The sequence below is a fragment of the Microbacterium album genome (assembly GCF_014643695.1).
Taxonomy (GTDB): domain Bacteria; phylum Actinomycetota; class Actinomycetes; order Actinomycetales; family Microbacteriaceae; genus Microbacterium; species Microbacterium album.
This window is the reverse complement of sequence record NZ_BMJY01000004.1, coordinates 85888-111655: the sequence shown is the minus strand read 5'-3', so window position 1 is coordinate 111655 and position 25768 is coordinate 85888. Positions and strand designations below refer to the sequence as shown.

General features: G+C 68.0%; 26 protein-coding genes and 1 pseudogene. 11 read left to right on the top strand and 16 right to left on the bottom strand.

Annotation, left to right across the window (positions count from 1 at the left end; translation table 11 throughout):
• The first annotated feature begins 96 nt into the window (after positions 1 to 96).
• Both IEX37_RS06975 and rplQ read left to right on the top strand, forming a co-directional pair.
• Positions 97 to 1086 carry a DNA-directed RNA polymerase subunit alpha gene (locus IEX37_RS06975; protein WP_188755538.1) on the top strand — a complete coding sequence of 330 codons (990 nt, stop codon included), beginning with the start codon at positions 97 to 99 and terminating at the stop codon, positions 1084 to 1086.
• Positions 1087 to 1124: 38 nt separating this feature from the next.
• A complete protein-coding gene (gene rplQ, locus IEX37_RS06970; protein WP_188755537.1) occupies positions 1125 to 1736 on the top strand; it encodes a 50S ribosomal protein L17 in 612 nt (203 codons plus the stop codon).
• Between the two features lie 198 nt (positions 1737 to 1934).
• Here the strand turns inward: rplQ and IEX37_RS06965 are convergent.
• Positions 1935 to 2261 (bottom strand): annotated as a pseudogene (locus tag IEX37_RS06965) (SulP family inorganic anion transporter); the annotation flags it as partial.
• 79 nt (positions 2262 to 2340) lie between these two features.
• Here IEX37_RS06965 and IEX37_RS06960 point away from each other — a divergent pair.
• The 9 genes from IEX37_RS06960 to IEX37_RS06920 all read left to right on the top strand — a co-directional run bounded on the left by IEX37_RS06960 (position 2341) and on the right by IEX37_RS06920 (position 8433).
• On the top strand, positions 2341 to 2577 hold the full coding sequence (locus IEX37_RS06960; protein ID WP_229663136.1) for a type II toxin-antitoxin system VapB family antitoxin: 237 nt from the start codon (positions 2341 to 2343) through the stop codon (positions 2575 to 2577).
• A gap of 10 nt (positions 2578 to 2587) precedes the next feature.
• On the top strand, positions 2588 to 2992 hold the full coding sequence (locus tag IEX37_RS06955) for a PIN domain-containing protein (protein ID WP_188755535.1): 405 nt from the start codon (positions 2588 to 2590) through the stop codon (positions 2990 to 2992).
• A 41-nt stretch (positions 2993 to 3033) separates the two neighbouring features.
• On the top strand, positions 3034 to 3507 hold the full coding sequence (locus tag IEX37_RS06950; RefSeq protein WP_188755534.1) for an S-ribosylhomocysteine lyase: 474 nt from the start codon (positions 3034 to 3036) through the stop codon (positions 3505 to 3507).
• On the top strand, positions 3504 to 4169 hold the full coding sequence (gene mtnN / locus IEX37_RS06945; protein ID WP_229663127.1) for a 5'-methylthioadenosine/S-adenosylhomocysteine nucleosidase: 666 nt from the start codon (positions 3504 to 3506) through the stop codon (positions 4167 to 4169). Before IEX37_RS06950 ends, mtnN begins: the two co-directional genes overlap by 4 nt.
• Positions 4170 to 4437: 268 nt before the next feature.
• Positions 4438 to 4980: a TetR/AcrR family transcriptional regulator gene (locus IEX37_RS06940; RefSeq protein WP_229663126.1), complete on the top strand. Its 543-nt coding sequence runs from the start codon at positions 4438 to 4440 to the stop codon at positions 4978 to 4980.
• Complete coding sequence (locus tag IEX37_RS06935; protein WP_188755533.1) at positions 4980 to 5720, top strand: ABC transporter ATP-binding protein; 741 nt, start codon at positions 4980 to 4982, stop codon at positions 5718 to 5720. The genes IEX37_RS06940 and IEX37_RS06935 overlap by 1 nt, the downstream gene beginning before the upstream one ends.
• Positions 5717 to 6469 (top strand): ABC transporter permease, encoded by a 753-nt coding sequence (locus tag IEX37_RS06930; RefSeq protein WP_188755532.1) that lies wholly within the window; start codon positions 5717 to 5719, stop codon positions 6467 to 6469. Before IEX37_RS06935 ends, IEX37_RS06930 begins: the two co-directional genes overlap by 4 nt.
• 171 nt (positions 6470 to 6640) lie before the next feature.
• The gene (locus IEX37_RS06925; protein ID WP_188755531.1) at positions 6641 to 7492 is read left to right on the top strand and encodes a tRNA pseudouridine synthase A; all 852 of its coding nucleotides are present in this window, start codon (positions 6641 to 6643) and stop codon (positions 7490 to 7492) included.
• 224 nt (positions 7493 to 7716) lie between these two features.
• Positions 7717 to 8433: an endonuclease/exonuclease/phosphatase family protein gene (locus tag IEX37_RS06920; protein WP_188755638.1), complete on the top strand. Its 717-nt coding sequence runs from the start codon at positions 7717 to 7719 to the stop codon at positions 8431 to 8433.
• A 30-nt stretch (positions 8434 to 8463) separates the two neighbouring features.
• On the opposite strand, the gene IEX37_RS06915 is transcribed toward IEX37_RS06920, so the two are convergent.
• The 15 genes from IEX37_RS06915 to IEX37_RS06845 form a co-directional block, all read right to left on the bottom strand.
• Positions 8464 to 8646 (bottom strand): hypothetical protein, encoded by a 183-nt coding sequence (locus IEX37_RS06915; RefSeq protein ID WP_188755530.1) that lies wholly within the window; start codon positions 8644 to 8646, stop codon positions 8464 to 8466.
• Between the two features lie 27 nt (positions 8647 to 8673).
• Positions 8674 to 10089 (bottom strand): SIR2 family protein, encoded by a 1416-nt coding sequence (locus IEX37_RS06910; protein ID WP_188755529.1) that lies wholly within the window; start codon positions 10087 to 10089, stop codon positions 8674 to 8676.
• Positions 10090 to 10277: 188 nt separating this feature from the next.
• Positions 10278 to 11732: a dTDP-4-dehydrorhamnose reductase gene (gene rfbD / locus IEX37_RS06905; protein ID WP_188755637.1), complete on the bottom strand. Its 1455-nt coding sequence runs from the start codon at positions 11730 to 11732 to the stop codon at positions 10278 to 10280.
• Positions 11732 to 12730, bottom strand: coding sequence for a dTDP-glucose 4,6-dehydratase (gene rfbB / locus IEX37_RS06900; RefSeq protein WP_188755528.1), 999 nt, complete (start codon positions 12728 to 12730; stop codon positions 11732 to 11734). The genes rfbD and rfbB overlap by 1 nt, the downstream gene beginning before the upstream one ends.
• Positions 12730 to 13599, bottom strand: a complete 870-nt coding sequence (rfbA, locus tag IEX37_RS06895; protein ID WP_188755527.1) for a glucose-1-phosphate thymidylyltransferase RfbA — start codon at positions 13597 to 13599, stop codon at positions 12730 to 12732. The genes rfbB and rfbA overlap by 1 nt, the downstream gene beginning before the upstream one ends.
• A 298-nt stretch (positions 13600 to 13897) precedes the next feature.
• Entirely contained in the window at positions 13898 to 14458 is a 561-nt protein-coding gene (locus IEX37_RS06890; RefSeq protein ID WP_188755526.1) for a hypothetical protein, read from the bottom strand.
• Between the two features lie 194 nt (positions 14459 to 14652).
• Positions 14653 to 16440 carry a DUF4012 domain-containing protein gene (locus IEX37_RS06885; RefSeq protein ID WP_188755525.1) on the bottom strand — a complete coding sequence of 596 codons (1788 nt, stop codon included), beginning with the start codon at positions 16438 to 16440 and terminating at the stop codon, positions 14653 to 14655.
• A 54-nt stretch (positions 16441 to 16494) separates the two neighbouring features.
• Entirely contained in the window at positions 16495 to 17475 is a 981-nt protein-coding gene (locus IEX37_RS06880; protein ID WP_188755524.1) for a GDP-L-fucose synthase family protein, read from the bottom strand.
• Positions 17472 to 18503: a GDP-mannose 4,6-dehydratase gene (gene gmd / locus IEX37_RS06875; RefSeq protein ID WP_188755636.1), complete on the bottom strand. Its 1032-nt coding sequence runs from the start codon at positions 18501 to 18503 to the stop codon at positions 17472 to 17474. Before gmd ends, IEX37_RS06880 begins: the two co-directional genes overlap by 4 nt.
• 126 nt (positions 18504 to 18629) lie before the next feature.
• Entirely contained in the window at positions 18630 to 19727 is a 1098-nt protein-coding gene (locus IEX37_RS06870) for a polysaccharide pyruvyl transferase family protein (RefSeq protein WP_188755523.1), read from the bottom strand.
• Positions 19724 to 20737: a nitroreductase family protein gene (locus tag IEX37_RS06865; protein ID WP_188755522.1), complete on the bottom strand. Its 1014-nt coding sequence runs from the start codon at positions 20735 to 20737 to the stop codon at positions 19724 to 19726. The genes IEX37_RS06870 and IEX37_RS06865 overlap by 4 nt, the downstream gene beginning before the upstream one ends.
• A gap of 320 nt (positions 20738 to 21057) precedes the next feature.
• Positions 21058 to 22158: a glycosyltransferase family 4 protein gene (locus IEX37_RS06860; RefSeq protein WP_188755521.1), complete on the bottom strand. Its 1101-nt coding sequence runs from the start codon at positions 22156 to 22158 to the stop codon at positions 21058 to 21060.
• Between the two features lie 24 nt (positions 22159 to 22182).
• On the bottom strand, positions 22183 to 23391 hold the full coding sequence (locus IEX37_RS06855; protein ID WP_188755520.1) for a lipopolysaccharide biosynthesis protein: 1209 nt from the start codon (positions 23389 to 23391) through the stop codon (positions 22183 to 22185).
• Positions 23375 to 24484 (bottom strand): polysaccharide pyruvyl transferase family protein, encoded by a 1110-nt coding sequence (locus tag IEX37_RS06850; RefSeq protein ID WP_188755519.1) that lies wholly within the window; start codon positions 24482 to 24484, stop codon positions 23375 to 23377. The genes IEX37_RS06855 and IEX37_RS06850 overlap by 17 nt, the downstream gene beginning before the upstream one ends.
• A complete protein-coding gene (locus IEX37_RS06845) occupies positions 24474 to 25751 on the bottom strand; it encodes an O-antigen ligase family protein (protein ID WP_188755518.1) in 1278 nt (425 codons plus the stop codon). The genes IEX37_RS06850 and IEX37_RS06845 overlap by 11 nt, the downstream gene beginning before the upstream one ends.
• Between the last annotated feature and the right edge of the window lie 17 nt (positions 25752 to 25768).

Below are 25768 nucleotides of genomic sequence, written 5' to 3'. Positions count from 1 at the left end.
ACCCTTTGGGCATCACACGCGCGAGCCCCTCGAACAACTCAAGACCTCATCCACGCAAGTGTCATATAGCGGGCACTTGATCGAAAGGAACACACAGTGCTCATTGCACAGCGTCCCACCCTCACCGAGGAGAAGATCTCGGAGTTCCGCAGCCGGTTCGTCGTCGAGCCCCTCGAGCCCGGCTTCGGTTACACCATCGGGAACGCCCTCCGTCGCAGCCTGCTGTCGTCCATCCCGGGCGCGGCGGTCACGAGCATCCGCATCGACGGCGTGCTGCACGAGTTCAGCACGATCCCCGGTGTCAAGGAGGATGTCACCGAGATCATCCTCAACATCAAGCAGCTGGTCGTGTCCAGCGAGCGCGACGAGCCGATCACGGCGTACCTGCGCAAGACGGGCGCTGGCGAGGTCACGGCGGCGGACATCTCCGCTCCCGCGGGCGTCGAGGTGCACAACCCCGAGCTGGTCATCGCGACGCTGAACGACACCGCGAAGTTCGAGCTCGAGCTGACGATCGAGCGCGGCCGCGGCTACGTGTCGGCCGTGCAGAACCGCAACGAGTACGCCGAGGCGGGTCAGATCCCCGTTGACTCGATCTACTCTCCCGTGCTCAAGGTCAGCTACCGCGTCGAGGCGACCCGTGCCGGTGAGCGCACCGACTTCGACAAGCTCGTGCTGGACGTCGAGACCAAGGCGTCGATCGCCCCGCGCGACGCGGTGGCCTCGGCCGGCCGCACGCTCGTCGAGCTCTTCGGTCTCGCGCGCGAGCTGAACGTCGAGGCGGAGGGCATCGAGATCGGCCCCGCGCCGGTCGAGACGGTGCTGACGAACGAGCTGTCGATGCCGATCGAGGACCTCGACCTGTCGGTCCGTTCGTACAACTGCCTGAAGCGCGAGGGCATCAACACGGTGAGCGAGCTCGTCGCCCTGTCGGAGACGCAGCTCATGAACATCCGCAACTTCGGACAGAAGTCGGTGGACGAGGTGCGCGACAAGCTCACCTCGCTCGGCCTGTCGCTCAAGGACTCGGTGCCCGGCTTCGACGGCACCGGCTTCTACGGCGGCTACGACGACGAGTCCCTCTGATCCGACCGACTTCGTTCTGATACTGGAGTAACAAGAAAATGCCTAAGCCCACCAAGGGTCCCCGCCTCGGAGGCGGTCCCGCTCACGAGCGCCTGCTTCTCGCGAACCTCGCGGCGGCTCTGTTCACCCACAAGTCGATCAAGACGACCGAGACGAAGGCCAAGCGCCTGCGTCCGCTCGCCGAGCGCCTCATCACGTTCGCCAAGCGCGGCGACCTGCACGCGCGCCGCCGCGTGCTGTCGGTGATCGGTGACAAGGAAGTCGTGCACGTCCTGTTCGCCGAGATCGCGCCGCTCGTCGCGGACCGCGAGGGCGGCTACACGCGCATCACGAAGGTCGGCAACCGCAAGGGCGACAACGCGCCGATGGCGGTCATCGAGCTCGTGCTGGAGCCCGTGACGAAGAAGGTCAAGTCGTCGACGACGAAGACCGACGCCCCCGTGGGCTCGGCCGCCGTCGAGGACGCCCCGACCGAGGAGGCCCCGGCCGAGGAGGTCGCCGAGGTCGCGGAGGAGGCTCCCGCCGACACCGTCGACACGCACGTCGAGGAGAGCACGGAGGCGGACGTCGCCGAGGCTCCCGCCGATGAGAACACCGAGGCCCCGGCCGCGGACGCCGAGGCTCCGGCCGCGGAGGCCGAGGAGAAGTAACTCTCTCCCGCACATCGCCCGAAGGGCCCTGCTCCGGCAGGGCCCTTCGGCGTTTCCGGGCTCCGCGGGCGGCGCAACCGAAGGGATCCGCGATTCCGAAGCCGCATTCGGCGGCAGCGCCTTCGGATCCGCAGATCCCTTCGGATGTGCGGGGGCGCCGCGAGCGGACCGCGGCTACTCGCCGCCGAGGTTGCCCGTGAGGCCGCCGAGGATGACGGTGGCCAGCAGGTAGTCCAGCCCGTGGGCGCGCATCACGGGCGCGATCACGAGCGCGATCGCGCCCGTGGCGGCGGTGATCATGGCGGGCCGTCCGCCCAGGAACGCGATCGCCACGGCCATCACGAACGACGAGAACAGCCCCACGCGCGGGTCGACGCCCGCGATGATCGAGAACGCGATGGCCTCCGGGATCAGCGCGAGCGCGACCACCAGGCCCGCGAGGACCTCGCGTGTGAGCAGGCGAGGCGAGCGCAGCGCCGCGCGCACTGAGGGTGCGGGAGCGCTCGCCGGCGTGGTGGGGGACACGGTGCTCCATTCGTCGGGACGGCGATCCACCCTCGCCCCTTCGAGTTATACAATGAGCTATATAAAGCGGGGGGTGACCATGGCCATCACGTCGATCGACATCGACCCGGATGGGCTCAAGCAGGCCAAGGAGCTCACGGGCGCCAAGAGCAACCGTGAAGCGGTGGATCTCGCGCTGCGTACCCTGATCGCCGTCCGCCGGCAGCCGGCCGCGGTCGAGCGGATCATCGGCCGCCGGTTCGCGCCGGAGCAGATCGACGCGCCGACCGTCGCTCCCGAGACGCAGGCCCCCGCCGCACGGCCCGACGGGCGCTGAGCCGCGCTGCATGACGACGTATCTCGTCGACAACAGCGTCTGGCAGCGCGCCGGCACGAGCCGCGCGATCGCTCAGCGCCTGCGCGAGATCTCCCCACAGCATCTGATCGTCACCTGCCCCCCGCAGGTGCTCGAGTACTGCCACTCGGCGCGATCCGCTGCGGAGTACGCCGAACTGCGCGCCGACATGGAGCAGTTCCTGCCGGCGTGGGAGCACCCCACGCGGCAGCAGGTGCTCGACGTCCAGCAGGCCCTCTGGGACAACGGGCTGATGCGCGCGGCGGCCGCGTTCGACTGCCTCATCGCCGCCTACGCCGTGGCGAACGACGCGGTGATCCTCAACGCCGATCGCGACTTCGCGCACATCGAGCTAGCGACGCAGGGTGCCGTGCGCCAGGAGTACGTCGAGGCGTAGAACCCGGGACAGGCGGGCGCGTCGGCGCGTAGGCTCGGAGGATGACCGATTCTCCCCGCATGAACGTCGAATCGTTCAACCTCGACCACCGGGTCGTCTCGGCGCCGTACGTGCGCCTGGCCGATCGCAAGCAGCTGCCGGCGGGCGACGTGATCGTCAAGTACGACGTGCGGTTCGAGCAGCCCAACCGGGGTCACCTGGAGATGCCGACGGTGCACTCGCTTGAGCACCTGTTCGCCGAGAAGTCGCGGGAGCACTCCGACCGCGTGATCGACTTCTCGCCCATGGGGTGCCAGACCGGCTTCTATCTCATCCTGCAGGGCGAGCCCGAGTACGACGAGGTGCTGGGTCTCATCGAGGCGACGCTGCGCGACATCGTGAACGCCACGGAGGTGCCGGCGGCGAACGAGGTGCAGTGCGGCTGGGGTGCGAACCACACGCTGACGGGCGCTCAGGCGGCCGCGGCGGCGTTCCTGGCGGAGCGGGACCAGTGGGAGCGGGTGTTCGCAGAGTGACGGTCGTCATCCAGGTGGCGATGGCGGAGGAGGCGGAGCCGTTCCTCGCCGCCGCGGAGGAGGTGAGCGAGCCGGTCGGGATCGGCCGCTCCGAGCACCGGGGCATCGTCGTCTCCGGCCGCACGCACGTGCTCGTGCGCAGCGGCATCGGCATGGTCAACGCCGCGGACGCCGCGGTCGGCGCGATCCACCGCTACGGCGCCGGCGTGCGCCTGATCAGCGCGGGATCGGCCGGGGGGCTGGCGCGCGGGATCGCCGTGGGCGACGTCGTCGTGAGCGATGCGCTGGTGAACGTGGCCGCGGACGTGCGCCCGTTCGGCTACGCGCTGGGACAGGTGCCGGGGATGCCGGAGCGCTTCGACATCGACGCGTCGCTGCGCGGCGCGTTCCTGGCCGGACCGGGGGTGCGGGAGGGCGCCATTGGCTCGGGCGAGGCGTTCGTCACCGCTGCGCTCGCCGAGCGGCTGCGCGAGGACTTCCCCGACCTGCTCGCGGTCGACATGGAGTCCGCGGCGATCGCGCAGGTCGCGTACAACCACGGCGTGCCGTTCGTGTCGGTGCGCGCGGTCTCGGACCTCTGCGCGCCGGACGGCTCGGAGTTCCTCACGCACATCGACGACGCGGCGGAGCGTTCCGCCCGCGTGGTGCTCGCCGCCCTCTGACCCGCGGCGCCGGCGTTGGGGTCGGTTTCGACTCGCTTCGCTCGCTCAACCCGTTTCGACTCGCTTCGCTCGCTCAACGAGCTGTGGGGGTGTCGGTCGCCCCACCCCACCCCCCGCTCCCAACTCCTGCTCGTTGAGCGGAGGCCGCGCAGCGGCCGGAGTCGAAACGGGCTGAGCGGAGCCGCGTCGCGGCGCAGTCGAAGCCGAGCCCTACCCTCTTGGCCCCCGCGGCCTTGCCCTCGGAAATGTTAGTAACTAACATTCGAGTGTGGCCAAGAAGGACGACACGCGCCGCGCCTTGCTGAGCGCGGCGATGGAGCTGTTCGCCGAGCGCGGGTTCGACGGGACGACGACCGCGGCGATCGCCGCGCGCGCCGGCGTCACCGAGATGACGCTGTTCCGGCACTTCCCGACGAAGGCGGCGCTCGTGGTCGACGATCCGTACGACCCGCTGATCGCCGAGGCGGTGCGCGCCCGACCATCGGACGAGACGCCCCTGCGCGCGGCCGTCACGGGTGTGCTCGACGCGTGGGCCGCGGTGCCGCCGCCCGAGACCGTCGCCGTCCGGGAACGCTTGCGGCTGGTCGCGCAGACCCCGTCGCTGCAGTCCGCACTCACCGCGGGCAGCCGCGCGACCGAGGAGGCGATCGCCGGGGCGCTGGCCGAGCGGACCGAACCCGCGCGCGCACGCATCGTGGCGGCATCCGTCATCGCGGCGCTCAACGCGGCCCTCCTCGCCTGGTCGCTGGGCGACGACCCCGACGCGGGAACGGCGCTGCGTTCGGCGGCGCGTGCACTGGAGGTGGAGTGATGCTCGAACTGCGTGACGTCGGCCGTACGTTCGGCCGGCGCGGCGGAGGAGCCGGTGTCGCCGGGCTCGATCTGCGCGTGGACCCGGGCGAGATCGTGGCGCTCGTCGGACTCAACGGTGCCGGCAAGACCACGCTGATGCGCCTCGCGCTCGGCATGCTGCGCCCGGATGCCGGGACGGTCCTGCTCGGCGGGATCCCGTTGGCGCGCGCGCCGCGCGAGCTGTGGCGCGGGGTCGGGCACCTCGTTGAGACGCCGCTCGCGTACCCGGAGCTCACCGCGCGCGAGAACCTGCGCGCCGCTGCCGAGCTGCATGGCGCCGACCCCGGTGTCGCCGACGCGGCGCTGCGCACATGGCACCTGGAGCGCTGGGAACGCCAGCGGGTACGCCGGCTGTCGCTCGGTAACCGGCAGCGGGTCGGGCTCGCCGCGGCGCTGCAGCACGACCCCGGACTGATCATCCTCGACGAGCCCGGCAACGCGCTCGATCCGGCCGGCGTCATCGTGCTGCGCGACCAGCTCGAGGCCCGCGCGCGCAGCGGAGCGGCCGTGCTCGTGAGCAGCCATCATCTCGACGAAGTGGCGCGCATCGCGCATCGCATCGTGCTGATGAACCGTGGCCGGCTGATCGGCGCGCTCGACCCCGGCGAGACCGAGCTCGAGCGCGCGTTCTTCGAGCGCGTGCGCGACGACGACGAACGAGCGGAAGCCGCCGCCGCGACCGAGGGAGCCGCACTGTGAACGCCGCCGTCCGCTGGGAGCTGCGCAAGCTCCTCCGTTCGCCCGTCGGGGTCATCGCGACGGCGGCGGTCGTCGTCGGAGTCGCGGCCCTGAGCGGCGGGATGCTACTGGCCGCGGAATCCGGCGATCCGCAGGTGATCGCCAAGCTCGGCCCGGGTGCGGTCGGCGGCTGGCCGGGACTGCTCTCGGTCGCCGCGCAGATCACCGCGGCGGGCGGGCTCGTGGCGTTCGGCGTCGTGCTGTCGTGGCTGTTCGCGCGCGAGTTCGCCGACGGCACGATCACGGGACTCTTCGGGCTGCCCGTGGGCCGTGCCGCCATCGCGGCGGCGAAGCTCGTCGTCTACGCTGCGTGGACGGTCGCGGTGAGCTTCGCCCTCGTGCCCGTCCTGGTGGCGACCGGTGTCGCTTCGGGATTCGGCATGCCCGATGCCGAGAGCTGGACCGGCCTCGCACGGCAGGTCGGGCTGGGCATCCTCACTGCGGCGATCGCGCTTCCGGTGGCGTGGGTCGCCTCGGTCACGCGCTCGCTCCTCGGTGGCGTGGCCGCGACGATCGGGCTGGTCGTGATCGCCCAGGTCGGCGTCCTCGCCGGAGACGACGGATGGATGCCGCTGGCCGCGCCCGCGCTGTGGGCGATGTCGTCCGGATCCGGAGCGACGCCCGTCCAGCTCGCACTCTCCTTGGCGGTGGGACTTGCGTTCGCCGCGAGCACCGCGCTCGTCTGGCACCGCCTGCAGCTCGACCGCTGATCGACCAACTCGCGCTCGTTGAGCGGCGGCCGCGCCCGAATCCCGCTCGTTGAGCGGAGGCCGCGTAGCGGCCGGAGTCGAAACGGGCTGAGCGGAGCCGCGTCAGCGGCGCAGTCGAAGCCGAGCTCTACCGCCCCAGCGCCGCGCGGCCGCCGAACTAGGCTGGATCCCGTGCCCCGCATCCGCCTCGACATCGCCTACGACGGCACGAACTTCCGCGGGTGGGCGCGGCAGCCGGCGCTGCGGACGGTGCAGGGAGTGCTGGAGGCCGCGCTCGAGCGTGTGCTGGGTTCGCCCGTGCCGCTGACGGTCGCCGGCCGCACGGACGCCGGCGTCCACGCGACCGGCCAGGTGGCGCACGCCGATCTCGACGACGCGCAGTGGGCGCGCGCGACCCAGCGCCGCCGCATCGACCCGGCGCCGGCCGATCCGGTCATACCTCTCGCGCGACGGATCGCGGGGGTGCTCGGCCAGTACGCGGACGCGGCCGTGCTCCGCACGTCCACGGCTCCGGAGGGCTTCGATGCGCGCTTCTCCGCCACGTGGCGCCGGTACGAGTACCGCGTCGCCGACGCGGTCACGGGATACGACCCGCTCGAGCGGCACCGCACGACGACCGTCCGCGCCGTACTCGACGTCGCCGCGATGGATGCCGCAGCTCGATCCCTGATCGGGCTGCACGACTTCGCGGCGTACTGCAAGCCGCGCCCGGAAGCGACGACGATCCGGACGCTGCTGGAGTACGACTGGCGACGCGACGAGCGCGGCACGCTGGTCGCCAACGTGCGGGCCGACGCGTTCTGCCACTCGATGGTGCGTGCGCTCGTCGGGGCGTGCGTCGCGGTGGGGGACGGGCGCCTGGACCCCGACCAGCTCGCGCGCATCCGCGACGCCGGGATCCGCACGAGCGACTTCAAGGTGCTGGCCGCGCGCGGCCTCACCCTCACGGCGGTCGGCTACCCGGCCGATGATCTGCTCGCCGCGCGCGCGGAGCAGACCCGCAACCGCCGCGATCTCGACTGAACACCCGCGGCATCCGCTTTGTGTCGGCCTGTCAGCCCCGGCGCCCGGCGACTTCACTCCATCGTCCCTAGCGCCATAATTTTTCCGACTCAAAAATTATGGCCCGTGGGTATCCACGTGGCTAGGCATAACTTTCTTCCGGAGTGCGGCGCGACCGGTACCCAAATGCGACTGTCAACCCGGCCGTGGCGATCGTCCCGGCCGCGTATCGTGGGGGCGTCATGATGAGAGTGATCTCCTACAACCTGCGCAAGCACCGCGCCGCCCGCGAGCTCGCGGAGCTCGCCGACCGGTGGGAGGCGAACCTGCTGTGCCTGCAGGAGTGCGACACGCTCAACATGCCGGAGCACATCGCGGGGCTGAAGCTCGCGCGCATGACGTCGCGCAACCGGCTGGGGCTCGCGCTCTACTACCGCGAGAACACGTTCCAGCTGCAGGATGTCGTGTCTCTGGCGCTCAAGAAGTCGCTGCACGATCACATCCTGCGCCCGGCCCACGAGCGGGTGCTCGGCGCGCGCCTGCGCGACATCGACGCCGGACGCGACGTGATCGTGGCGTCGTTCCACGCGGCGCCGCTCACGGCGCTGAACTCGCTGCGGCGGCATCAGATCCGCACAGCCCTGACGCAGCTGCAGGAGCTCGGTTCGGGCCTGCCGACGCTCATGGTGGGGGATTACAACTATCCGGTCTTCAAGGAGAAGCTGGGCGAGCGGGTGCGCCGTCACGGGTACGACCTCACGCTGAGTGACGCGCGCACGTACACGCGCTACCGCTTCTTCCGCGGCCACTACGACTTCGCGACCTCGATCGGCCTCGACATCGACCGGGTCACGACGCTCCCGCAGGGCGCGTCCGACCACCTGCCGATCCTCGTGACGGCCGACTACCGCCGGCGCGACGGCGGCGGCGCGATCGAAGAGCCCGCGACGGCCGCCAGCTGAGAGGCTCAGGTGAGGATCAACTGATCCGGGTCAAGCGGGGCGTTCGACGAAGCGGAGGACAAGGGCGTCGTTCGCGGAATCCATCACCTTGTACTCGCCCTCACGGCGCGGCGCATCGACGTCATAGTCGCCCGTGCGCACGTCGCGCCGAGAGGCGGAGATCACGTACGCTCCGCCGGGGAGCCGATGGAAGCCGTTCCGCCGAGCAGTCATTGACTTCTCCTTCTAGGTGAACTCAGTTTACTCGCGTATCCGATCGAACGCATTTGCGCTGAGACGTCTTCCCCAATCCTTCGCGAGCTTGTCTGCGACGCCGGCCCACCTGGATTGGTCTCGAGCGTAGTGCTCGGCTGGCCTCTCAAGGCCGAACGTGAGGACCGCGCCCGCGAACTCCGGATGGACGCCATCGCCGAGAATCAGCGGGATGGCCAGCACCGATCGGCGGCGAGCGTCACGCGCTGGCGCTTTCGGAGAGATGTCATCGAGCACCTGCCGTTCCGTGCCGAGCGCCTTCCCCGCAAGCCAGCTGCTGTCGTGTCCGGTCGGGGCATGGAGAAGCTCCCGTGGCGATCGGTAGTAGCGATCGTGTGATGCCCAACGCGCCAGGCGCCCGCCCGGACGCGCGAGCCACAGAGTCGCCTGGGGGACGCCGGTGCCGAGAGTGACTCGCATCGTGTCGCGATCCCCGGCGAGAGCATCGGAGTACTCGCGCTGCAGGGCTGCGAAGCGACGCGCATGCTCGCTCCATGCACGGCCGACGCGTTCGTCGGGCGAGGCATAGTCGGCGCTGTCCAGAAAGCTGAGCTCGCGCAGGATCTGAGCGGCGTCGACGAAGCTGTGAGTCGTGAGGGCGGTCAGGCCGATAGACTCCCAGACCCGTCGTAGCGTGGCCTCCGCATGGAGGAACTCTTCATGGGATAGCCCGAGACTCTCGCGAACAACAAGGACAATGGCGGGGTGCGGGCTCGACCCAGAACCGCACAGGGTGTGCAGCCACTGGCGGATGTCGGGGTCCCGATAGGAGGTCCCCATGAGGGTGAGCGCACCTCGCGAAAGCGCATCCTCGAGGAATCCTCGTTGCCAGGGGGATGGTTCGGCGACCAGCCGTGCGTAGTCGTCGAAGCTCACGATGGCATCGCGAACGAGCGAGTCCGTGATAACCCCGTGCAGGTGGAAGACCTGTGGGTCATCCGATCGCGGCGCGTTCTCTCCCGTCACGATGGCGACTCCGCTGGTGTCATCCGGCATGCCGGACACCAACGCGTGCTCGAGCAGGACGTCGTAGTTGAGAGTCGCCAGCGTCGTGCGCTTCGGGTCCGCGAGGTAGTGCCCGGCCGCGGAGATGTGGAGTGCTGACGGAGTGGGGAACGACTCCGGGGGGTAGAGCGCCCGCGTGAGCGCTTGCTCCCAGTCAGCGGCCCCGTCGCGCGCAGCTTCGAGCAGGATGTGGGGGTCATTGTGCTTGAGCAGCTTGTTGGCCAGGTTGGCGTCTGGAACAACCTCCGCGTCCACGAGCAGTCGTGCAACGAAGGAGTTCCAGTCCGGGAGCCCGGAAGGAACAGAGGCGCCAGCGCCGAGAACGACGGTGAGGTTGCGCTCGCGACTCGCCTCGGCGAGCGGTCGGAGCGACTCTCGGGTGAGTTCGACGGCCGTCACGCGGCGATCGTACAGCGAGGCGCCGACGTCACGGACGGACCCCTCCCGCGGCGCATGCGTTCCGAGCGCGTCCGCGAGGGTACGAGCTGGTTTGGAGACGCGGAGGGGGAGCAGGTGCAAACGGAGCCCGCGACGGCCGCCGGCTGAGACGCCCGCCCGGCCTCTAAAGCTCGCGGCCCCCGCTGCCTCTAAAGCTCGTTGAGCGAGCCGAAGGCGAGTCGAAACGCCCCGACCTCCCCCGCAGCCCCGAGGTACTCGCCCAGGCGCTCGTCCTGGTCTCCCGGTGCGAAGCCCGTGGCCTCGAGCTTGGTGAGGTCAAGGACGCTGTTGCGGGGGCGGGGGGCGATGGGACCGCGGGCCGTGGCGTAGTACTCGTCGGTGGTCACCGGGGCGATCCTGTCCGGGTCGTGGCCGGTGAGTTCGAAGACGTACTTGGCGATCTCGGCCCAGGTGCGTGGTGTGCCGGCAGAGGTGACGTTGTACACGCCGTAGGCGGGGCGGGTCGCGAGGAGGTGTTGGATGGCGCGTGCGAGGTCGGTGGTGAAGGTGAGCCGTCCGGTCTGGTCGTTGACCACGCGGGGGTTCACGCCGCGTTGGGCGAGCCCAGTCATGGTGCGGACGAAGTTGTTGCCGTCGCCGATGACCCAGGAGGTGCGGAGGATGTAGTGGCGGGGGACGGTGGTGACGATCGCGTCGCCGGCGGCTTTGGTCTGCCCGTACACGCCGAGGGGGTTCACGGGGTCGTCCTCGCGGTAGGGGCGGGGGTTGGTGCCGTCGTAGACGTAGTCGCTGGAGATGTGGACGAGGGTGATCCCGTGCGCGGTGGCGATGCGGGCGAGGGCGGTGACGCCGGTGACGTTGGTCTCCCATGCGGTGGTGCGGCCGGTGGGGGTTTCGGCGTCGTCGACGGCGGTGTGGGCGGCGGCGTTGATGATGGTGTCGTAGTCGCGCCAGTGCCGGGCGTCGAGCAGGTCGGGGGAGGTGAGGTCGAGGTCTGTGCGGGTGGCGTACTCGACGTGGCCCGCGTCGCTGAACTCAGCGTGCAGGGCGCGGCCGAGTTGGCCGTTCGCGCCGAGGATGAGGGTCTTGCGCGGGGGGACGGGGGTGACGTCCGCAAGGCGCGGGTGGGTGCGGTCTTTGTCGGAGATCTCGGCGTGGTCGAGGGGGATGGGCCAGTCGATGGCGGCGGTCTCGTCGGCGAGGTTGAGGAAGGAGTACTGGGCGTTGGCGGACCAGTGGTCGTTGACGAGGTAGGTGTACGCGGTGCCGGGTTCGAGGGTCTGGAAGCCGTTGGCGACGCCGCGGGGGACGAAGATCGCTTTGGAGGGGTCGAGTTCGGTGGTGAACACGGTGCCGTAGCCGGGGCCTTCGCGCAGGTCGACCCAGGCGCCGAATACGCGGCCGGTGGCGACGGAGATCCATTTGTCCCACGGTTCGGCGTGCAGGCCCCGGGTGACTCCCACCGCCGTGTTGAAGGAAATGTTGTTCTGCACGGGCCCGAAGTCGGGCAGCCCCAGGGCGGTCATCTTCTCGCGCTGCCAGTTCTCCTTGAACCAGCCGCGCGCGTCGCCGTGCACGGGCAGATCGAACAGCACCATCCCCGCGATCGGAGTGGGGATCGCCGCCAGCTGCGTACCGAGCATCACTGCCCGACCAGGGCGTAGAACGCCTCGGTGGTGTCCTTCACGGGCGCCCACCAGGTCTCATGAGCGCGGTACCAGTCGATCGTCGCGGAAAGGCCCGATCGGAAGTCGCGGTAGCGAGGTTGCCAGCCGAGTTCGGTGCGGAGTTTGGTCGAGTCGATCGCGTAGCGCAGGTCGTGGCCGGGCCGGTCGGTGACGTGGTCGTACGCGTCGGTGGGTTGTCCCATCAGCTCGAGGATGAGCTCGACGACGTCCTTGTTGTTCTTCTCCCCGTCCGCGCCGATCAGGTAGGTCTGCCCGATCTGGCCCCGCTCGAGGATGGTGAGCACGGCGGAGGAGTGGTCGTCGGCGTGGATCCAGTCGCGCACGTTCTCGCCCGCCCCGTACAGCTTGGGACGGATCCCGCGGATCACGTTCGTGATTTGGCGGGGGATGAACTTCTCCACGTGCTGGTAGGGGCCGTAGTTGTTCGAGCAGTTGCTGATCGTGGCCCGCACCCCGAACGACCGCACCCACGCCCGCACCAGCAGGTCACTGCCGGCCTTGGTCGAGGAGTACGGCGAGGACGGGTTGTAGGGGGTGGACTCGGTGAACCGGGCCGGGTCGTCCAGCTCCAGATCCCCGTACACCTCGTCGGTGGAGATGTGATGGAACCGCACATCGTGCCGGCGTGCGGCCTCCAGCAGCGTGTACGTGCCCACGATGTTGGTGTCCAGGAAGGGACGTGGGTCGTGCAACGAGTTGTCGTTGTGCGACTCCGCCGCGTAATGCACCACCGTGTCCACCTCGCCCAACAGCGCATCCACCAGGCCGGCGTCGGCGATGTCGCCCTGCACGAACCGCACCCGGTGTTCGGGCAGGCCCGCCAGCGAGGCCCGGTTCCCGGCGTAGGTGAGCTTGTCCAGCACCGTGACGTGATGGTCGGTGTGCGCGACGACGTGGTGCACGAAGTTCGACCCGATGAACCCCGCCCCACCGGTGACCAGCATCCGGCCCATCAGCGCCCCCGCTCCAACACCTCGAGCAGGTACCGGCCATACCCGGACTTCACCAGCTTCTCCGCCCGTACCCGCAGCTCCTCATCCGACAGGAATCCCTGACGCCACCCGACCTCCTCGGGCGCGCCGATTTTCAATCCCGTGCGCCGTTCCATCGTGCGCACGAACTCCCCCGCGTCGGTCATCTGATCGAACGTGCCGGTGTCCAACCACGCCGTCCCACGGGGCAGGACCTCCACGCTGAGCTTGCCCCGCTCCAGATACGCGGTGTTGACATCGGTGATCTCGTACTCCCCACGCGCCGACGGGCGAAGCCCACGGGCGATCTCCACCACATCGTTGTCGTAGAAATACAGGCCCGGCACCGCGTAATTGCTCTTCGGATCGGTCGGCTTCTCCTCAAGCGAGATCGCCCGCCCCCGCTCGTCGAACTCCACCACCCCGTACGCGCACGGATCGGCCACCCAGTAGGCGAAGACGGAGCCGCCGTCGATGTCGGTGTATCGCTCCAGCTGGGCCCCCAGTCCGGGGCCGTACAGCAGATTGTCACCCAGGATCAGCGCGACCTTGTCAGCGCCGATGAAGTCCGCACCGATCGTGAACGCCTGCGCCAGACCGTCCGGCGACGGCTGCTGCGCGAACGTGATCGACACCCCGAACTGCGAGCCATCCCCCAGCAACCGCTCGAATGCATCCGCGTCATGGGGCGTGGTGATGACGAGGATGTCCCGGATGCCCGCCAGCATGAATGTCGTGAGCGGGTAATACACCATCGGCTTGTCGTAGACGGGTACGAGCTGCTTGGAGACGCCCAGGGTGATCGGATGCAGGCGCGTGCCGGATCCCCCGGCCAGGATGATGCCCTTCACGCACTAGGAGAGCGTCACGCCGCCCCCGCGATACATCGGCGCCCCATGTCGCCGCCCCCGCCCCCCAAAGCTCGTTGAGCGAGCCGAAGGCGAGTCGAAACGCCCGCCCCAAAGCTCGCTTAGCGAGCCGCCCCGGCCTCCAACGCTCGTTGAGCGAGCCTCCCGCCTCCAAAGCTCGTTGACCGAGCCGCCCCCCAAAGCTCGTTGAGCGAGCCGAAGGCGAGTCGAAACGCACCCCCCACGCACGCAAAAGAGGCGCCGGGGCCTAAACCCCGACGCCTCTTTCGTCTAAAGCGTGTTACGCGTTCTGGCGCTGGCGACGCACCGTGGTGGCGACGACCGTCGCACCACCGGCGAGCAACAGGGCACCGCCGCCGACCCAGAGGCCGAGCAGCGCGGCGTTGTCCGAGCCGGTCGTGGCAAGGCCACCACCGGCGCCAGCCGCCGTCGCGACCGTGATCGTGACCGGGGTCGCGGCGACGCCACTCTCCGTGCCGGTCGCGGTGAGCGTGTAGGTGCCCGTCGCGTTGGCCGGGAGCGTGACGGTCACGGAGACAGAGCCGTCGGCGTTAGCCTGCTTCGTGAGGGTCGTCGTCTCAACTGCGGCCTTGACGATCGTGGCGAGCGTGGCCGACTGAGCGTTCGCGCCCGTGAGGCTGAACAGGACGTCCTCGAACGGAGCGAAGCCCGTGAAGGCAATCGTGACCGAGCCGCCGGGAGCGACGGTGTACGACGTCGCGGCGGGGACGGGGGTCGGCGTGGGCGGGGTGTAAGCGGTTGCGACGGCCGGAGCACCCAGCGCAAGCGCACCGGCAAGAACGGCGGATGCCACAGCCTTCTTCAGCGTGTGCTTCTTCATAACTTCTTCCTTTAGCGGACATGGACCTGCGCGGGCCTTCTCGGCGCACCGGCAAGAGAGTGCCGTGATGGTGCACGCCTCTCCAGATTATTCAGCAAGCCCTCAGCAAATAGCAAGCTCGGATGTTAAGAGCTCGTGACGATCTGGCGTCAAAGCGCTCTCTCAGTGCCCGACAGAAGCCCCGATCAGCGCCCCTAACGACCGGAGTCACAGCGCGCCGGTTCGGCAGGAGAAACGGCGTCACGCACGTGCGGTGTCATGAGTACCTCGACCCGGGGCGCGGTGGGCACGTTTGCCGTGAGGTCAAGCGTCGCGGTCTCTCCCGGCGCCGTGTCGGCCCACCACCCGATCACCGTGCGCCCGTCGTGGGTGCCGACCTCCATCGCCTCGCCGGTGGACGCGGCGCGGGTGCCGAGGGACGCGCCCTCGGGCAGATAGATGTAGGCGATGGTACGGGTGACGCCCCGCAGCGTGCCACCGATGGTGGTCTCGCCCCGCGTGCCGACGATGTAGTCGGGCAACGAGGTCGCGGCATCGTCAGGCGCGCCGTTGCGGAGCTCGAGCCGCAGGGCCGCGGTGGCCGCGACCGGCGTCACGGTGCAGAGCGTGGCGTGGGCGCCGACGTCCATGTAGTAGTCGAGCTTCGAGCCGGTGCCGTCGTTCAGATAGACCCCGAAGCGGTTCACGTCCGCATCGCTGTCGGGTAGCGCCCCCTGCAGGGTGGTGCCATCGAGGATCTCCTGCTCGCCGCCGTCGGCGCTCCACACCAATAGCCGGCGCTCCTCGCCGACGCGCGTGAGCGCCGGGATGAGCTTCTGCGGGTCGGCCGCGTCGAGCAGGCGGTCGAAGACGGCGGCAGCCGCTGTCGCGAAGAAGTCATCCTGTTCCCGTGGGTCGGGATAGCGCAGATACACCTCGTTCAGCAGCAGCGAGACGGCGTTCTCCGCTGTCAGCGTGTCGCCCGTGGGAAGGTCGATGGGCCCTGTCGCCTCGAGCAGATACGACAGCGCGACCGGGTCGACGGCGATGACACCCGCCAGCTCGTCCCCGTGCTGCCGCTGCCAGAACTCGCGCGCCAGGGGGGCGGCCACGCCGAAGTCGGGGATCTGCGTCACGTTCTGAATCCACCGGCCCGGGTGGTCGCCGTAGATCCCGGTGATTTCATCACCGAGCGGCAGGATCGGGGTGTCAAGGCGCGGGAAGTCGCTGCTCGAGGCCTGTGTGGCGAGCTCGATCGCGCCCCCGTCGGTGCGGAGGGTGAGCATTGCGCCGGGGATTCCGCCGAGCGCGCGCCACTCGGCGTTGTTCTGGAACAGCAGCAGATACTCGCGCGGGCCTTCAGAGCCGAGCATGGCCGTGAGCAGCTCGCTCGCGTTCGCGAGGATCGCGCTGGTCGTCGTGAACTCCCCCAGCATCGCGTCGACCTGCTCCACGCCCTCGCGCAGTGGACGGATGAGCGGCGCGCGGTCGATGCGGTCGACCTGCTGCGAGGCGGAGATCAGGACGCGCTCGGCGGCCTCCGCGGGCTGTCGCAGCGAGGCGAGCGCGTCGAGGTCGATGCGCCCGTCGCGCGGCGCGAGGGACGTGAGCCCGTCGGCTGCGATGCCGGCGAGCGGCCGGGCGGCGCCCGCCAGCACCGTGTCCAGCGTCTCGGTGATGGTCGCGGCGGCCGACAGCTGCGGCCCGAGCCACGGCAGCGTCTCCGCGATGTTCCAGACCGGGTCGCCGACGAGCCCGCGCGCCGCCGAGACCTCCGCCGACAGCGCGTCGACCGCCGCGGTCGCGCGCGTGGGATCGCTCGCCAGCGTCTGCCGGAGGTCGCCCGCCATGCGCTGGGCGGCCGAGAGATGCTCCTGCGCGGCGACGGCACGAAATCCGACCCAGGCCAGCATCGCGAGGAAGAGGGTGAGCGCCACGGCGAGGACGCTCGCAATCACGCGCCCCGCCGCCCGACGGCGCGGAGACATCGAGGTCGTGGTCACCCGATCACGATAGACTAATCGTGGCCTTTAGCCCTGCGGCCAGTCGAGGATCGCTCACTCACGCAATGCGCCGACGTGCTCCCGGTACCAGGCGACCGTGCGCTCCAGCCCCTCCTGCAGCGAGATCTTCGACGTCCACCCAGCCTGCGCCAGCTTCGACACGTCCAGCAGCTTCTGCGGCGTGCCGTCGGGCTTGGACGTGTCCCACTCCGTCTCGCCCTGGTAGCCGACCACTTCGGCGATCGTCTCCGCGATCTCGCGGATGGTCACGTCCGTGCCCGTGCCCACGTTGACCTGCGAAGGACCGTCGTAGTGCTCCAGCAGGTGCAGGCAGGCGTCCGCCATGTCGTCGGCGTGGAGGAACTCGCGGCGCGGAGTGCCGGTGCCCCAGTTCGTCACGCTCGTTGCACCGGAACGCGCGGCCTCGTCGTAGCGCCGGATGAGCGCGGGGAGCACGTGCGAGCCCTTCGGCGAGAAGTTGTCGTTGGGTCCGTAGAGGTTCGTCGGCATCGCCGAGATCCACGGCAGCCCGTACTGGCGCCGCACCGCCTGCACGTTGAGGATGCCGGTGATCTTCGCGATCGCGTAGGCGTCGTTGGTGGGTTCGAGGTGCCCCGTGAGCAGCGAGTCCTCGCGGATGGGCTGCGCGGCGAACTTGGGGTAGATGCAAGAGGAGCCGAGGAACAGCAGCCGCTCCACGCCCGCTTCGAGGGCCGCGTCCATCACGTTCGACTGGATGCGGATGTTGTCGCTCAGGAAGTCGACAGGGTAGGTGCTGTTGGCGAGGATGCCGCCCACCTTCGCCGCTGCGAGCACCACGTACTTCGGCTTGGTCTCGCGGAAGAAGTCGAAGACAGCGTCGCGCTCCTTCAGGTCGAGCTCGCTCGAGCTCTTGCCCACGAGATTCTCGAATCCGGAGGACACGAGCTTGCGCCAGATCGCCGACCCGACGAGGCCGCGGTGCCCCGCCACGTAGAAGGTGGCGCCGCGCTCCAGCTCCCCGGGCGTGTAGTCGAGGCCGTCGGAGGAAGTCATGCTGCCTGCCAGGCGGGGAGCTTGACGGTGTCGATCCAGGGGCGCCCCTCGCACTCGAGTGCCTCGATGTCGGCGTCGACCATCAGCTTCGCAAGCGCCAGCCCGTCGATCGTGGCCTTCCACCCGAGCTTCGCCTCGGCCTTGGAGGCGTCGCCGATAAGCGCATCGACCTCGGTGGGGCGCAGGTAGCGCTCGTCGAACTTCACGAACTCCTGCCAGTCCAGCCCGACGTGGCCGAAGGAGGCCTCGAGGAAGTCCTTGATCGTGTAGCCGACGCCCGTCGCGAGCACATAGTCGTCGGGCTCATCGGCCTGCAGCATGCGCCACATGCCCTCCACGTACTCAGCCGCGTAACCCCAGTCACGGATGGACTCGAGGTTGCCCAGGTAGAGGTCCTTCTGCACGCCGGCCTTGATGCGGGCTACGGCACGTGTGATCTTGCGCGTCACGAAGGTCTCACCACGCCGGGGCGACTCGTGGTTGAACAGGATCCCGTTGACCGCGAACATGTCATACGCCTCGCGGTAGTTCTTCGTGATCCAGAAGCTGTAGAGCTTCGCGGCAGCGTAGGGCGAGCGCGGGTAGAACGGCGTGGTCTCGTTCTGCGGCGGCGGAGTAGCGCCGTACAACTCGGACGAAGACGCCTGGTAGAAGCGGGTCTGGATACCGGACAGGCGAACCGCTTCGAGCAGGCGGATGGTGCCGGTTCCGGTGGTGTCGGCGGTGTGCTCGGGCTCATCGAACGAGACGCGCACGTGCGACTGAGCGGCAAGGTTGTAGACCTCGTCGGGCTTGATCTCGCTCAGTAGCGTGACGAGACGGGCTCCATCACTCAGATCGCCGTAGTGCAGGAAAAGCTTGGCAGTGGGGTCGTGGGGGTCGACGTAGAGGTGGTCGATGCGGGAAGTGTTAAATGTTGATGAACGACGGATGACGCCATGGACTTCGTATCCCTTGGCGAGCAACAGTTCAGCGAGGTAGGAACCGTCTTGGCCGGTGATGCCGGTGATGAGTGCGCGCTTAGTCACGGGGTCCTTCAATTCGGTTGTATAGAACGGCTTGCGTGGTGGGCGGATCTTGTCGCGCTGTGCGAGGGTATGGTCATGTCGATCGTCTGACATGGCGCCTTCTGAATCTTGGTCAGGCAGGCACGCTCAGTCGATCCCGAGGCTCTGCTCGGTCGTTGACCACATCTCGTCAACTTGGCTGAGAAGCTTCGGCCGGGCTTGCGCCAGACTCGCTTGGCCGTTCTTGTCTTCGAGTAGGGACGTGAAGCGCTCATCGGGATTCTCCTCCGCCCGCACAATCCAATCGGACACGCCGAAGTCTGCGAGCAGCTCGCGGTACTTATGGGACCAGCCGAGCGCGAGGGTGGGCACTCCCTGCGACAACCCACCCACCACGGCGTGGAAGCGGCTTGACACCACGGCATCGGCTCGCCCGAGGGCGGCTTTGAGCACTCGGGGGGAGGGGCTCGTGTAGATCCGTGCCGGCTTCTGCGCGCGGACCTCCTCCGCCAGCGCTGCATCGCCCGCCTCGTGCACGACCAGGACCGGTTCGAGCCCGGCCGCTGTAGCGGCCGCGATGTAACCCGCGAGCGTCGCGACGTACGGCGCGTGCTCGACGGTGCCAGAGGTGATCATTTTCGCGTTCGGCACGACCGCCGCGAAGGACCCTTTGAAGTCAGAAGGTGTCGCGCTCGGTGCCAGGCCGATGGTGAAGTCGGGTGCGACGCGCACGTCGGTCGACAAATTCAGGGAGGCGACGTGCTCGGCGCTGACTGAGTCACGGGCGAAGACGATTGTTGCCTGTTCGAGTACTTCGCGTGCCCACCTACGGGTTGTAACGTCCGAGAAAGGGCCGAACGCCTGCGGCAGCATCACCTTCGGGACGCCGCGCTTCTGCCACCGCCTTCCGTAGAGGGCTTCCCTGCGCGACCTGCGTGCGCCGAACGAATCACTGTAAGCGAATCCCGAAGCATCCAGCACGGCGTCGATGTCGCGGTCGCGGGTCAGGCCGTACGCGAGGGTGTACCTGGTTGGCACGATGTCGCCGAGCGTTGTCGCTAGCCGGGGGAGCCGGTACTCGTGGAGGGTCTGATAAACGCCGAGTTCACCGCGGATCGCGAAATCCGACCAAGCAGGCGGCACTGATAGGCGATTGCGTGCGCCGAGACGGTCCACAATCGCCTCAAGCATGAGCTGCGCGCCCTTGTTGTGAGTCTGCGTGCCGCGAATGTCGATTGTCTTCATAGCGTGCGGTGGCTCCGGATCAGTTCAAGGCGGCGTTTGGCAGAGAAGGGGACGAGTCCTTGCGGGTCAGCATAGCCATAGGCAACGAGCAGGACGACGCGTTCCCAGGGTGCCAGTCCAAGCAGGTCCCGCATGCGCGACTCCCGATCCGGCATATCGGGCCAGTTGATGGAACAACTCGCAATGCCCTGCGCCTCGAGCCCGAGTATGAGGCCCATCGTGGCGAGCGAAGCGTCCACGTAGATCAGGTGACGGTCCCGCTCATCGAAAAATGCCGAGAGGTCGCCGATGACGACGATAATCCCGGGAATCTGCCCCGCGAAACCCTTCGTGCCCATGGGGATGGCTGCAACTTTCGCGACGCTCCCCGGATCGTCGAAGATCTCGAATCGGTATGGCTGCCGATTGCACGCCGTCGGGGCCTCAGCGGCGACCGTGATCGCCCGGTCGACCGCCTCCAGAGGCACCGGCTCGGAGGTGAACCACCGTACCGATCGACGGCCGTGCGCAAGCGAGGTCAGGTCATCTATGGTCACATGCCCCATGAGTTGGTGGACATGTGGGCCGGTCTCAGACGTCGTTTCGCCGCAGTGGAGAGCGGCGAAGCGCTCTCGGGCTCGCGCGATGACCGGGTTACGCGAGGCTGCTGTTGCCTCGAAGTACTCGTCGAGAACCGCGCGCATCCACTGAAACTCCATCGCATCCTGCGCGAGACCCCCGCTGCGGAGTAGGGCGTCGAATGAGGCGATGGTCTGCTCGATGTAGTCAACGGCAAACGTATCGCGCCGCGGCCGCATCGTCAGGCCCTTCTCCAACATGTGCGTATTGCGCCGCAGGAGGTAGAGGTCGCTGCCTCCCCCGATCTCGTTTCGGTACCGTCGGATGCCGTGCGAGACAGCACGCTTCTCCCGCGCGAAGGGGCTTCCGGCAAGCATTCTCTTCGCGCGCCGTTTGGCCGCGCCGACTGCTCGCTGTGCGATGGACGCCGGGCTGTGCTCGAGCTTCACCATGATTCTCCTTGTGTCTTCGGCCTCGTGATGCCGGTCCGGCCGCTACTCTCCGGAGGGGGCGGTTGTGCGCGTCTTGCGCAGGACGAAATGTGGTCGCACAACTACCAGACGCGGCGGAGTCCTTGCGTTCGCGGCAGGAGTCGTGCCACATAGGACTGCAACGGGGGATCGTCCGGCCAGGGGGTGCCCCCTGCCGCGTGGCGCTTGCTCAACTTCATCTCCATGCTCAAGGCCCTAGTGGAAACGCCTACGCGAGGTGTACCAGGCGCATGCTGTCCGTGAGAACGGCGGGTTTACGGTGGTGTGTCGCGACGGTGGTGTCAGTTTGCCAAGACCTCTCGATACAGTCTCTCGACCTGCGCGACGCGGGCCGAGTGGTCCAAGTAGGCACGCGCGGACTGGCGCCGCGCCTCCTCTCGGCTGAAGTCTCGCGGGCGCAGGAGATACTCTTCCAGGGCGGCGGCGGCGCCCGCTACGTCTGCTCCCCGAAGAACGAGCCCACCGTTCGCCTCGACCCATGGGGCGAGGTACATCGTGTCGGACACCATCACCTGCGTGCCGCACAGGAGGGCTTCGAGCACGGACATCCCGAATACTTCCCACCTTGACAGCTGCAGTAGCACGCGCGCCCCTGCCAAAACTGCGCGCTTCTCGTCGCCGTAGACGGGCGCCCGCACAGTGACGTTGTCGGGGAGTCGTAGGGCAGACATCGAGGGATGGTTCTTGCCGAAGATCGTGAACGTGCGGTGGGGGAGACGCTCCGCTATCGCGGCGATGCGGTCGATGCCCTTCCACTCGACGTCGAGCCGGCCAAGATAGATAACCTCCGTGGGGGACGAGGCGACGTGGGTGCTCTCTGGCGTTTCCATTTCGACGATGTTTGGGACGACCGCGTGCCGCAATTCGCTCCTGCGAGAGAAGCGCTCGATGTCGCCAACCTCCGGCTCTGCTACGGCGACCACGGCTGCGGCGTTGCGCACACGCCACCGCTCGACCGTGGATCTGTAGAGCTTCTTCGGGAGGCTGTGCTTGGCAAGTACGTTCGGAAGGTAACCGCCGTGCGGCGTGACGATGTACGGGATGCGCCGCAGAAGCGCCCAGGCGGCGAACGCGGCGTGGGAAGGACTGTATACCGAGTGCATGTGCACGACGTCTGGGCGGGCTTCCCCCGCGCTGCGAATCGCCGCGAGCGCCGACAGCGCTATGAGATCTCCGTCCGGGCCGTCGGTTCTGGTGCTTGCGGAAATGGCCTCCCGAAGCGTTCGCGCCGTCCCGACGGGGGTCTTGCCCTTCGCGACTACTACAACCTGGTGCCCTCGCAGGGCCTGCGCGCGTGCGAGGGCCCAGATCGCTTGGTTCGCTCCGTTCACCGTCTGGGGGTTAGCGGAAGCGCCGATGTGCCAGATTCTCACGGGCGTCACTTTCTTTCCTAATGGGTGCCGACTTCAGCGCCGAGTGGCAAGGAGGATGGCTCCGCGCGTGAGCGCCCCCACCCCCATGGCGATTGGCACCGCGTATACACCGACAGCACCGATGCAGGCGGTCAGTGTGCCGAGGCTGACGGCTACCGACAGCGCTGTGCTTACGTTGGCCAGCCTGTAGCGGCCTGCCGCGAGATTGAGCTGATTCAGCGGCGCAATGGTCGATTGGGCGGCGAAGGCGCCCGCCCGAGCCGACGCGAGCCCAGGGTCGACTGTGCGGGTGGCGACGGTGCCTAGCGGGCCGGCGATGAGGGGGACGATCGCGGCGTACATCCCGCCTATGGCGAGCTGCATACTGATCATGATGCCGACGCGACGTAGTGCGCCGCGGCGGTCGCCGGCGTGCTGCAGGCGGATGGCTGGTGGCAGATAGTACGAGGATAGTGCGCTTGCGGCGACGAAGACCGGTTGTGCGGCGACTCGGGCAGCCTCCAGTTGGGCGAGAGCCACGGAACCGAGAGACAAAGCGACGATGAGGTTCGTGACATAGCCGGACCCCTGCAGGAGGAAGCCGCCGAAGGCAGTGCGGACGCTGGTCACGAATCGAATCTTGATCGCCTCCTCGGACGGCTGGGTGTGTCGGTGCAGCCACACGCCTAGGAGCGCGCTCACGAGAGTTGACAGGCCAAGGACCGCGAAGGGGAGATTCGACAGGACAAGCGGCGGAAGCGTGTGGCCCCATACGACCAACACAGTGAATGCGAGGAGGCAGACGGTCAGCTTGGCCACCGACACTGTTGCTGCGTGGTGGTGGTGTTGCGTGACATGCAGCGCTGAGCGGATGTGGTCCTGGTATCCGAGGCACGCGACCCACAGGATTGCGCCGCCGATCATTCCCAACGCGACATCCTGGTGGACGCTCGAATAGAGCGGCGCTCCTGAGACGATCACGAGGACGACCGCGATTGTGTTGTGTGGTACGGCGGCGGCGAAGTCCCTGCCGTAACGCGGACGCACGCGATCCGCCGATTTGTTTAGCTCGATGCGTCGGGGAAGATAGGCCATCTGCTGTGGGATGACGGCGGCAGCGGTGCCGGCGGAGAAGAGTAGAGCGTAGAGCGCGAGCTCGTGTGTGTCCAGCGCCCTTAGCGCGACGAGCCCGACGAGAAAGGACCCTGCGGCGCCGGCCCCGGAGTCGCCGAGCGAAGCGAACAGGTCACGAATCTGACGCACGCCCAGCCTTCCGGGTTGATGCACTGAGGACGCGGCGGATGAACTGCCCTCGCCGTCCCGCTCGGGGGTCGTGCGCATTGGTTTCGCCGGGGGTCACCTCGAAGTCATACCAGGTGTCCCACACATCACACTCCGACAGCAGGTAGCTGGACACCTTATCGGTGGCTGAGGGACGTACCACTTGTGCTCCCTCGCGGAGCCCAAGGATCGCGCTGTGCAATCGTGAAGGGTAGACCAAACGTGGCTGGCGTAGCAGCGTCAGCAACTCGTCAAGTGACTTCGGAGTTGCGAGCTGCATCCTCTGCCGCGGGGCGAAGGCCTCCACGAATGAGCGTGCCGCTCGCTCGTCTTCTCGCACGCCCGTGGTGAAGACAATGACAGGTGACGCGTCCTCGGCGAGGGCGCGGTCCAGGAATGCCAGGACCTCGCGCCGCTGGGGCTCAGACATGCCGGTCCGGATGTTCAGCGCGACCCCGCTCCTGCCCACTCCCGCGTTCCTGGGAGCAGGGACAGCGGCGAAGTCGCCAATGACGGGGGTCTCGAGGGACCACAATTCGCCCATGATCCGCGCGGTCGTGTCGTCACGCGCATACACGGCTTGTGCGAGTCGCAACGACCGACCGAAGAGCGTGCGAGCGCGAGGTGAGAGGACGCCCTCCACACTGACCCCCGCGACGAATAGCGCTATGCCCTCCAGGCTGCAGGCTCTGGATATTTCACGCAGTGCTATCGGGAATCGCATGGAGTTGTCCTGAATCAGTGCCCCCCCGCCCACGACGACTGCGTCGGCGTTACGAACGGTGGCGGCCAACCTTGAGCGTAGCCCCACTGCGCGTATTTCTCGGAGGGTCGGCGATTGCGCCAGGCGCTTGCGGAGCCGCTCGGCGGGCGTCACGGAAGCCTGCGTGCTTGCAGGCTGGGGCGCTCCTTCCTCGCAGATCGTGTAATCCGTGAACGAACGACGTTCGACGTCGAGGCCGTTGTCGCGGAGAAGATCGCCTAACGCGGCGCTGATCGCCTGATCGCCGAGGTTGGCTGATGCGTGCTCTGCGAAAACGGTGACGCGCCGCGCGGCGTCGAATTTAGTGTGCATGCATCCTCCGGACGCCAGGTACGTATCGGTCGCGTTGGACAGAGCCTTCCCGCGCCGGCGCCCATGGCCGGGTGAGCGAGAGCGCGGCAAAGAAAACCAGCGTAAGGTAGCCGAACGGGGATTCCAGCAGTACGCCGATGAAACCGGCGGCGATGATCGAGACAATAGTGCCGGCCGCAAGGGAGCTTGACATTTCCCGGCGCATGCGACGGAGGCAGGCCAGTGTGAGGGCTGTCAGGCCGAGGGCGGCAAGGACAACGCCGACCCACCCCGTGAAACCGAGCCAGGTGAAGAAGAAGCTGTGGGCGGCGCGCACGGCGGGGTTTCCCGAGAGATAGGCGAGCGCACCGCTGTCCATGACGACGTCGGAACCGAAACCGTAGCCAAACCACCTGGCAGAGGCAGATGCGTTGACGTAGTCGACGATGAGTCCCCATGCTTGGAAACGCGCGGTCGTTGTGTTCTGCTCGGAGGACTGGCCACTGAGGTCCGTCACCAGGACACGCTGCAATCCGCCAGCCCATTCCGGCAGTGCAGGGGCGAGGGATACGAGCACGATGAGGCTGGCCACGGCGAAGTGCGCCGTGGCGACGAGAACGCCCGCCCGACGCTGGGGGAGATGCGCCCATCGAGTTCTTGCGGAGGCGGCGAAAGCCAGGATTATCAGCCCGCCCACGAGGCCAGCGCGGCTACCCTGCGACACCATTGCGGCAAGTGCCATGGCCGCGATCGCTAGCTTGAGAAGCAGGTGTCGGCGACCGGAGCTCAATAGCAGTGCTATGGCGATGCCGCAGACGATGCCGTCGAAGTCCCCGCGCGTGTCGAAAACGTCGACGCCCACACCCGGGACCTGTACCGGGCTGATCATTTTGAATACGGCCGCGAAGTACCAAACAGCGTGAAAGCTCGTCGCGAGCATCGCCGCACGAAGAATGCGATCGCGGGGGATCGCTTCGCAGGCCGCGACATACAGGGGCAGCGCCAGCAGGTATATGAAGGGGACCGCATCTCTCACGACGTTCAGCGACCACACGCTTGCCGAGGCGATTCCGATCATCAGCACAGCGCCGAAGCACATCGCCATCACCACGTAGAGTGTCGTCGGTGGGTTGCTGGCGGCGCGTGTGGACCCCCTCAGGCGAGAGACGATCATGAGGGCAGCGCCGCCGGCAAACAGAAGGTCCGTGAGGAAGATCGGAGCGCCCGGGAGGCCGATATATGTCCCCCAGCGCCCTCCGGCCAGTGCGATGAGGGGGCCGGCGAGCACGCACCAAGCGCCCAGGA

Coding starts and splice junctions, on each gene's coding strand:
- IEX37_RS06850 (WP_188755519.1), bottom strand. CDS start 24,484: ATGCACACTAAATTCGACGCCGCGCGGCGCGTCACCGTTTTCGCAGAG.
- IEX37_RS06890 (WP_188755526.1), bottom strand. CDS start 14,458: ATGAAGAAGCACACGCTGAAGAAGGCTGTGGCATCCGCCGTTCTTGCC.
- IEX37_RS06915 (WP_188755530.1), bottom strand. CDS start 8,646: ATGACTGCTCGGCGGAACGGCTTCCATCGGCTCCCCGGCGGAGCGTAC.
- IEX37_RS06960 (WP_229663136.1), top strand. CDS start 2,341: ATGGCCATCACGTCGATCGACATCGACCCGGATGGGCTCAAGCAGGCC.
- IEX37_RS06865 (WP_188755522.1), bottom strand. CDS start 20,737: ATGGTGAAGCTCGAGCACAGCCCGGCGTCCATCGCACAGCGAGCAGTC.
- IEX37_RS06880 (WP_188755524.1), bottom strand. CDS start 17,475: ATGACTTCCTCCGACGGCCTCGACTACACGCCCGGGGAGCTGGAGCGC.
- IEX37_RS06920 (WP_188755638.1), top strand. CDS start 7,717: ATGAGAGTGATCTCCTACAACCTGCGCAAGCACCGCGCCGCCCGCGAG.
- rplQ (WP_188755537.1), top strand. CDS start 1,125: ATGCCTAAGCCCACCAAGGGTCCCCGCCTCGGAGGCGGTCCCGCTCAC.
- IEX37_RS06950 (WP_188755534.1), top strand. CDS start 3,034: ATGACCGATTCTCCCCGCATGAACGTCGAATCGTTCAACCTCGACCAC.
- IEX37_RS06870 (WP_188755523.1), bottom strand. CDS start 19,727: ATGAAGACAATCGACATTCGCGGCACGCAGACTCACAACAAGGGCGCG.
- IEX37_RS06935 (WP_188755533.1), top strand. CDS start 4,980: ATGCTCGAACTGCGTGACGTCGGCCGTACGTTCGGCCGGCGCGGCGGA.
- rfbB (WP_188755528.1), bottom strand. CDS start 12,730: ATGGGCCGGATGCTGGTCACCGGTGGGGCGGGGTTCATCGGGTCGAAC.
- rfbD (WP_188755637.1), bottom strand. CDS start 11,732: ATGCTCGGTACGCAGCTGGCGGCGATCCCCACTCCGATCGCGGGGATG.
- IEX37_RS06955 (WP_188755535.1), top strand. CDS start 2,588: ATGACGACGTATCTCGTCGACAACAGCGTCTGGCAGCGCGCCGGCACG.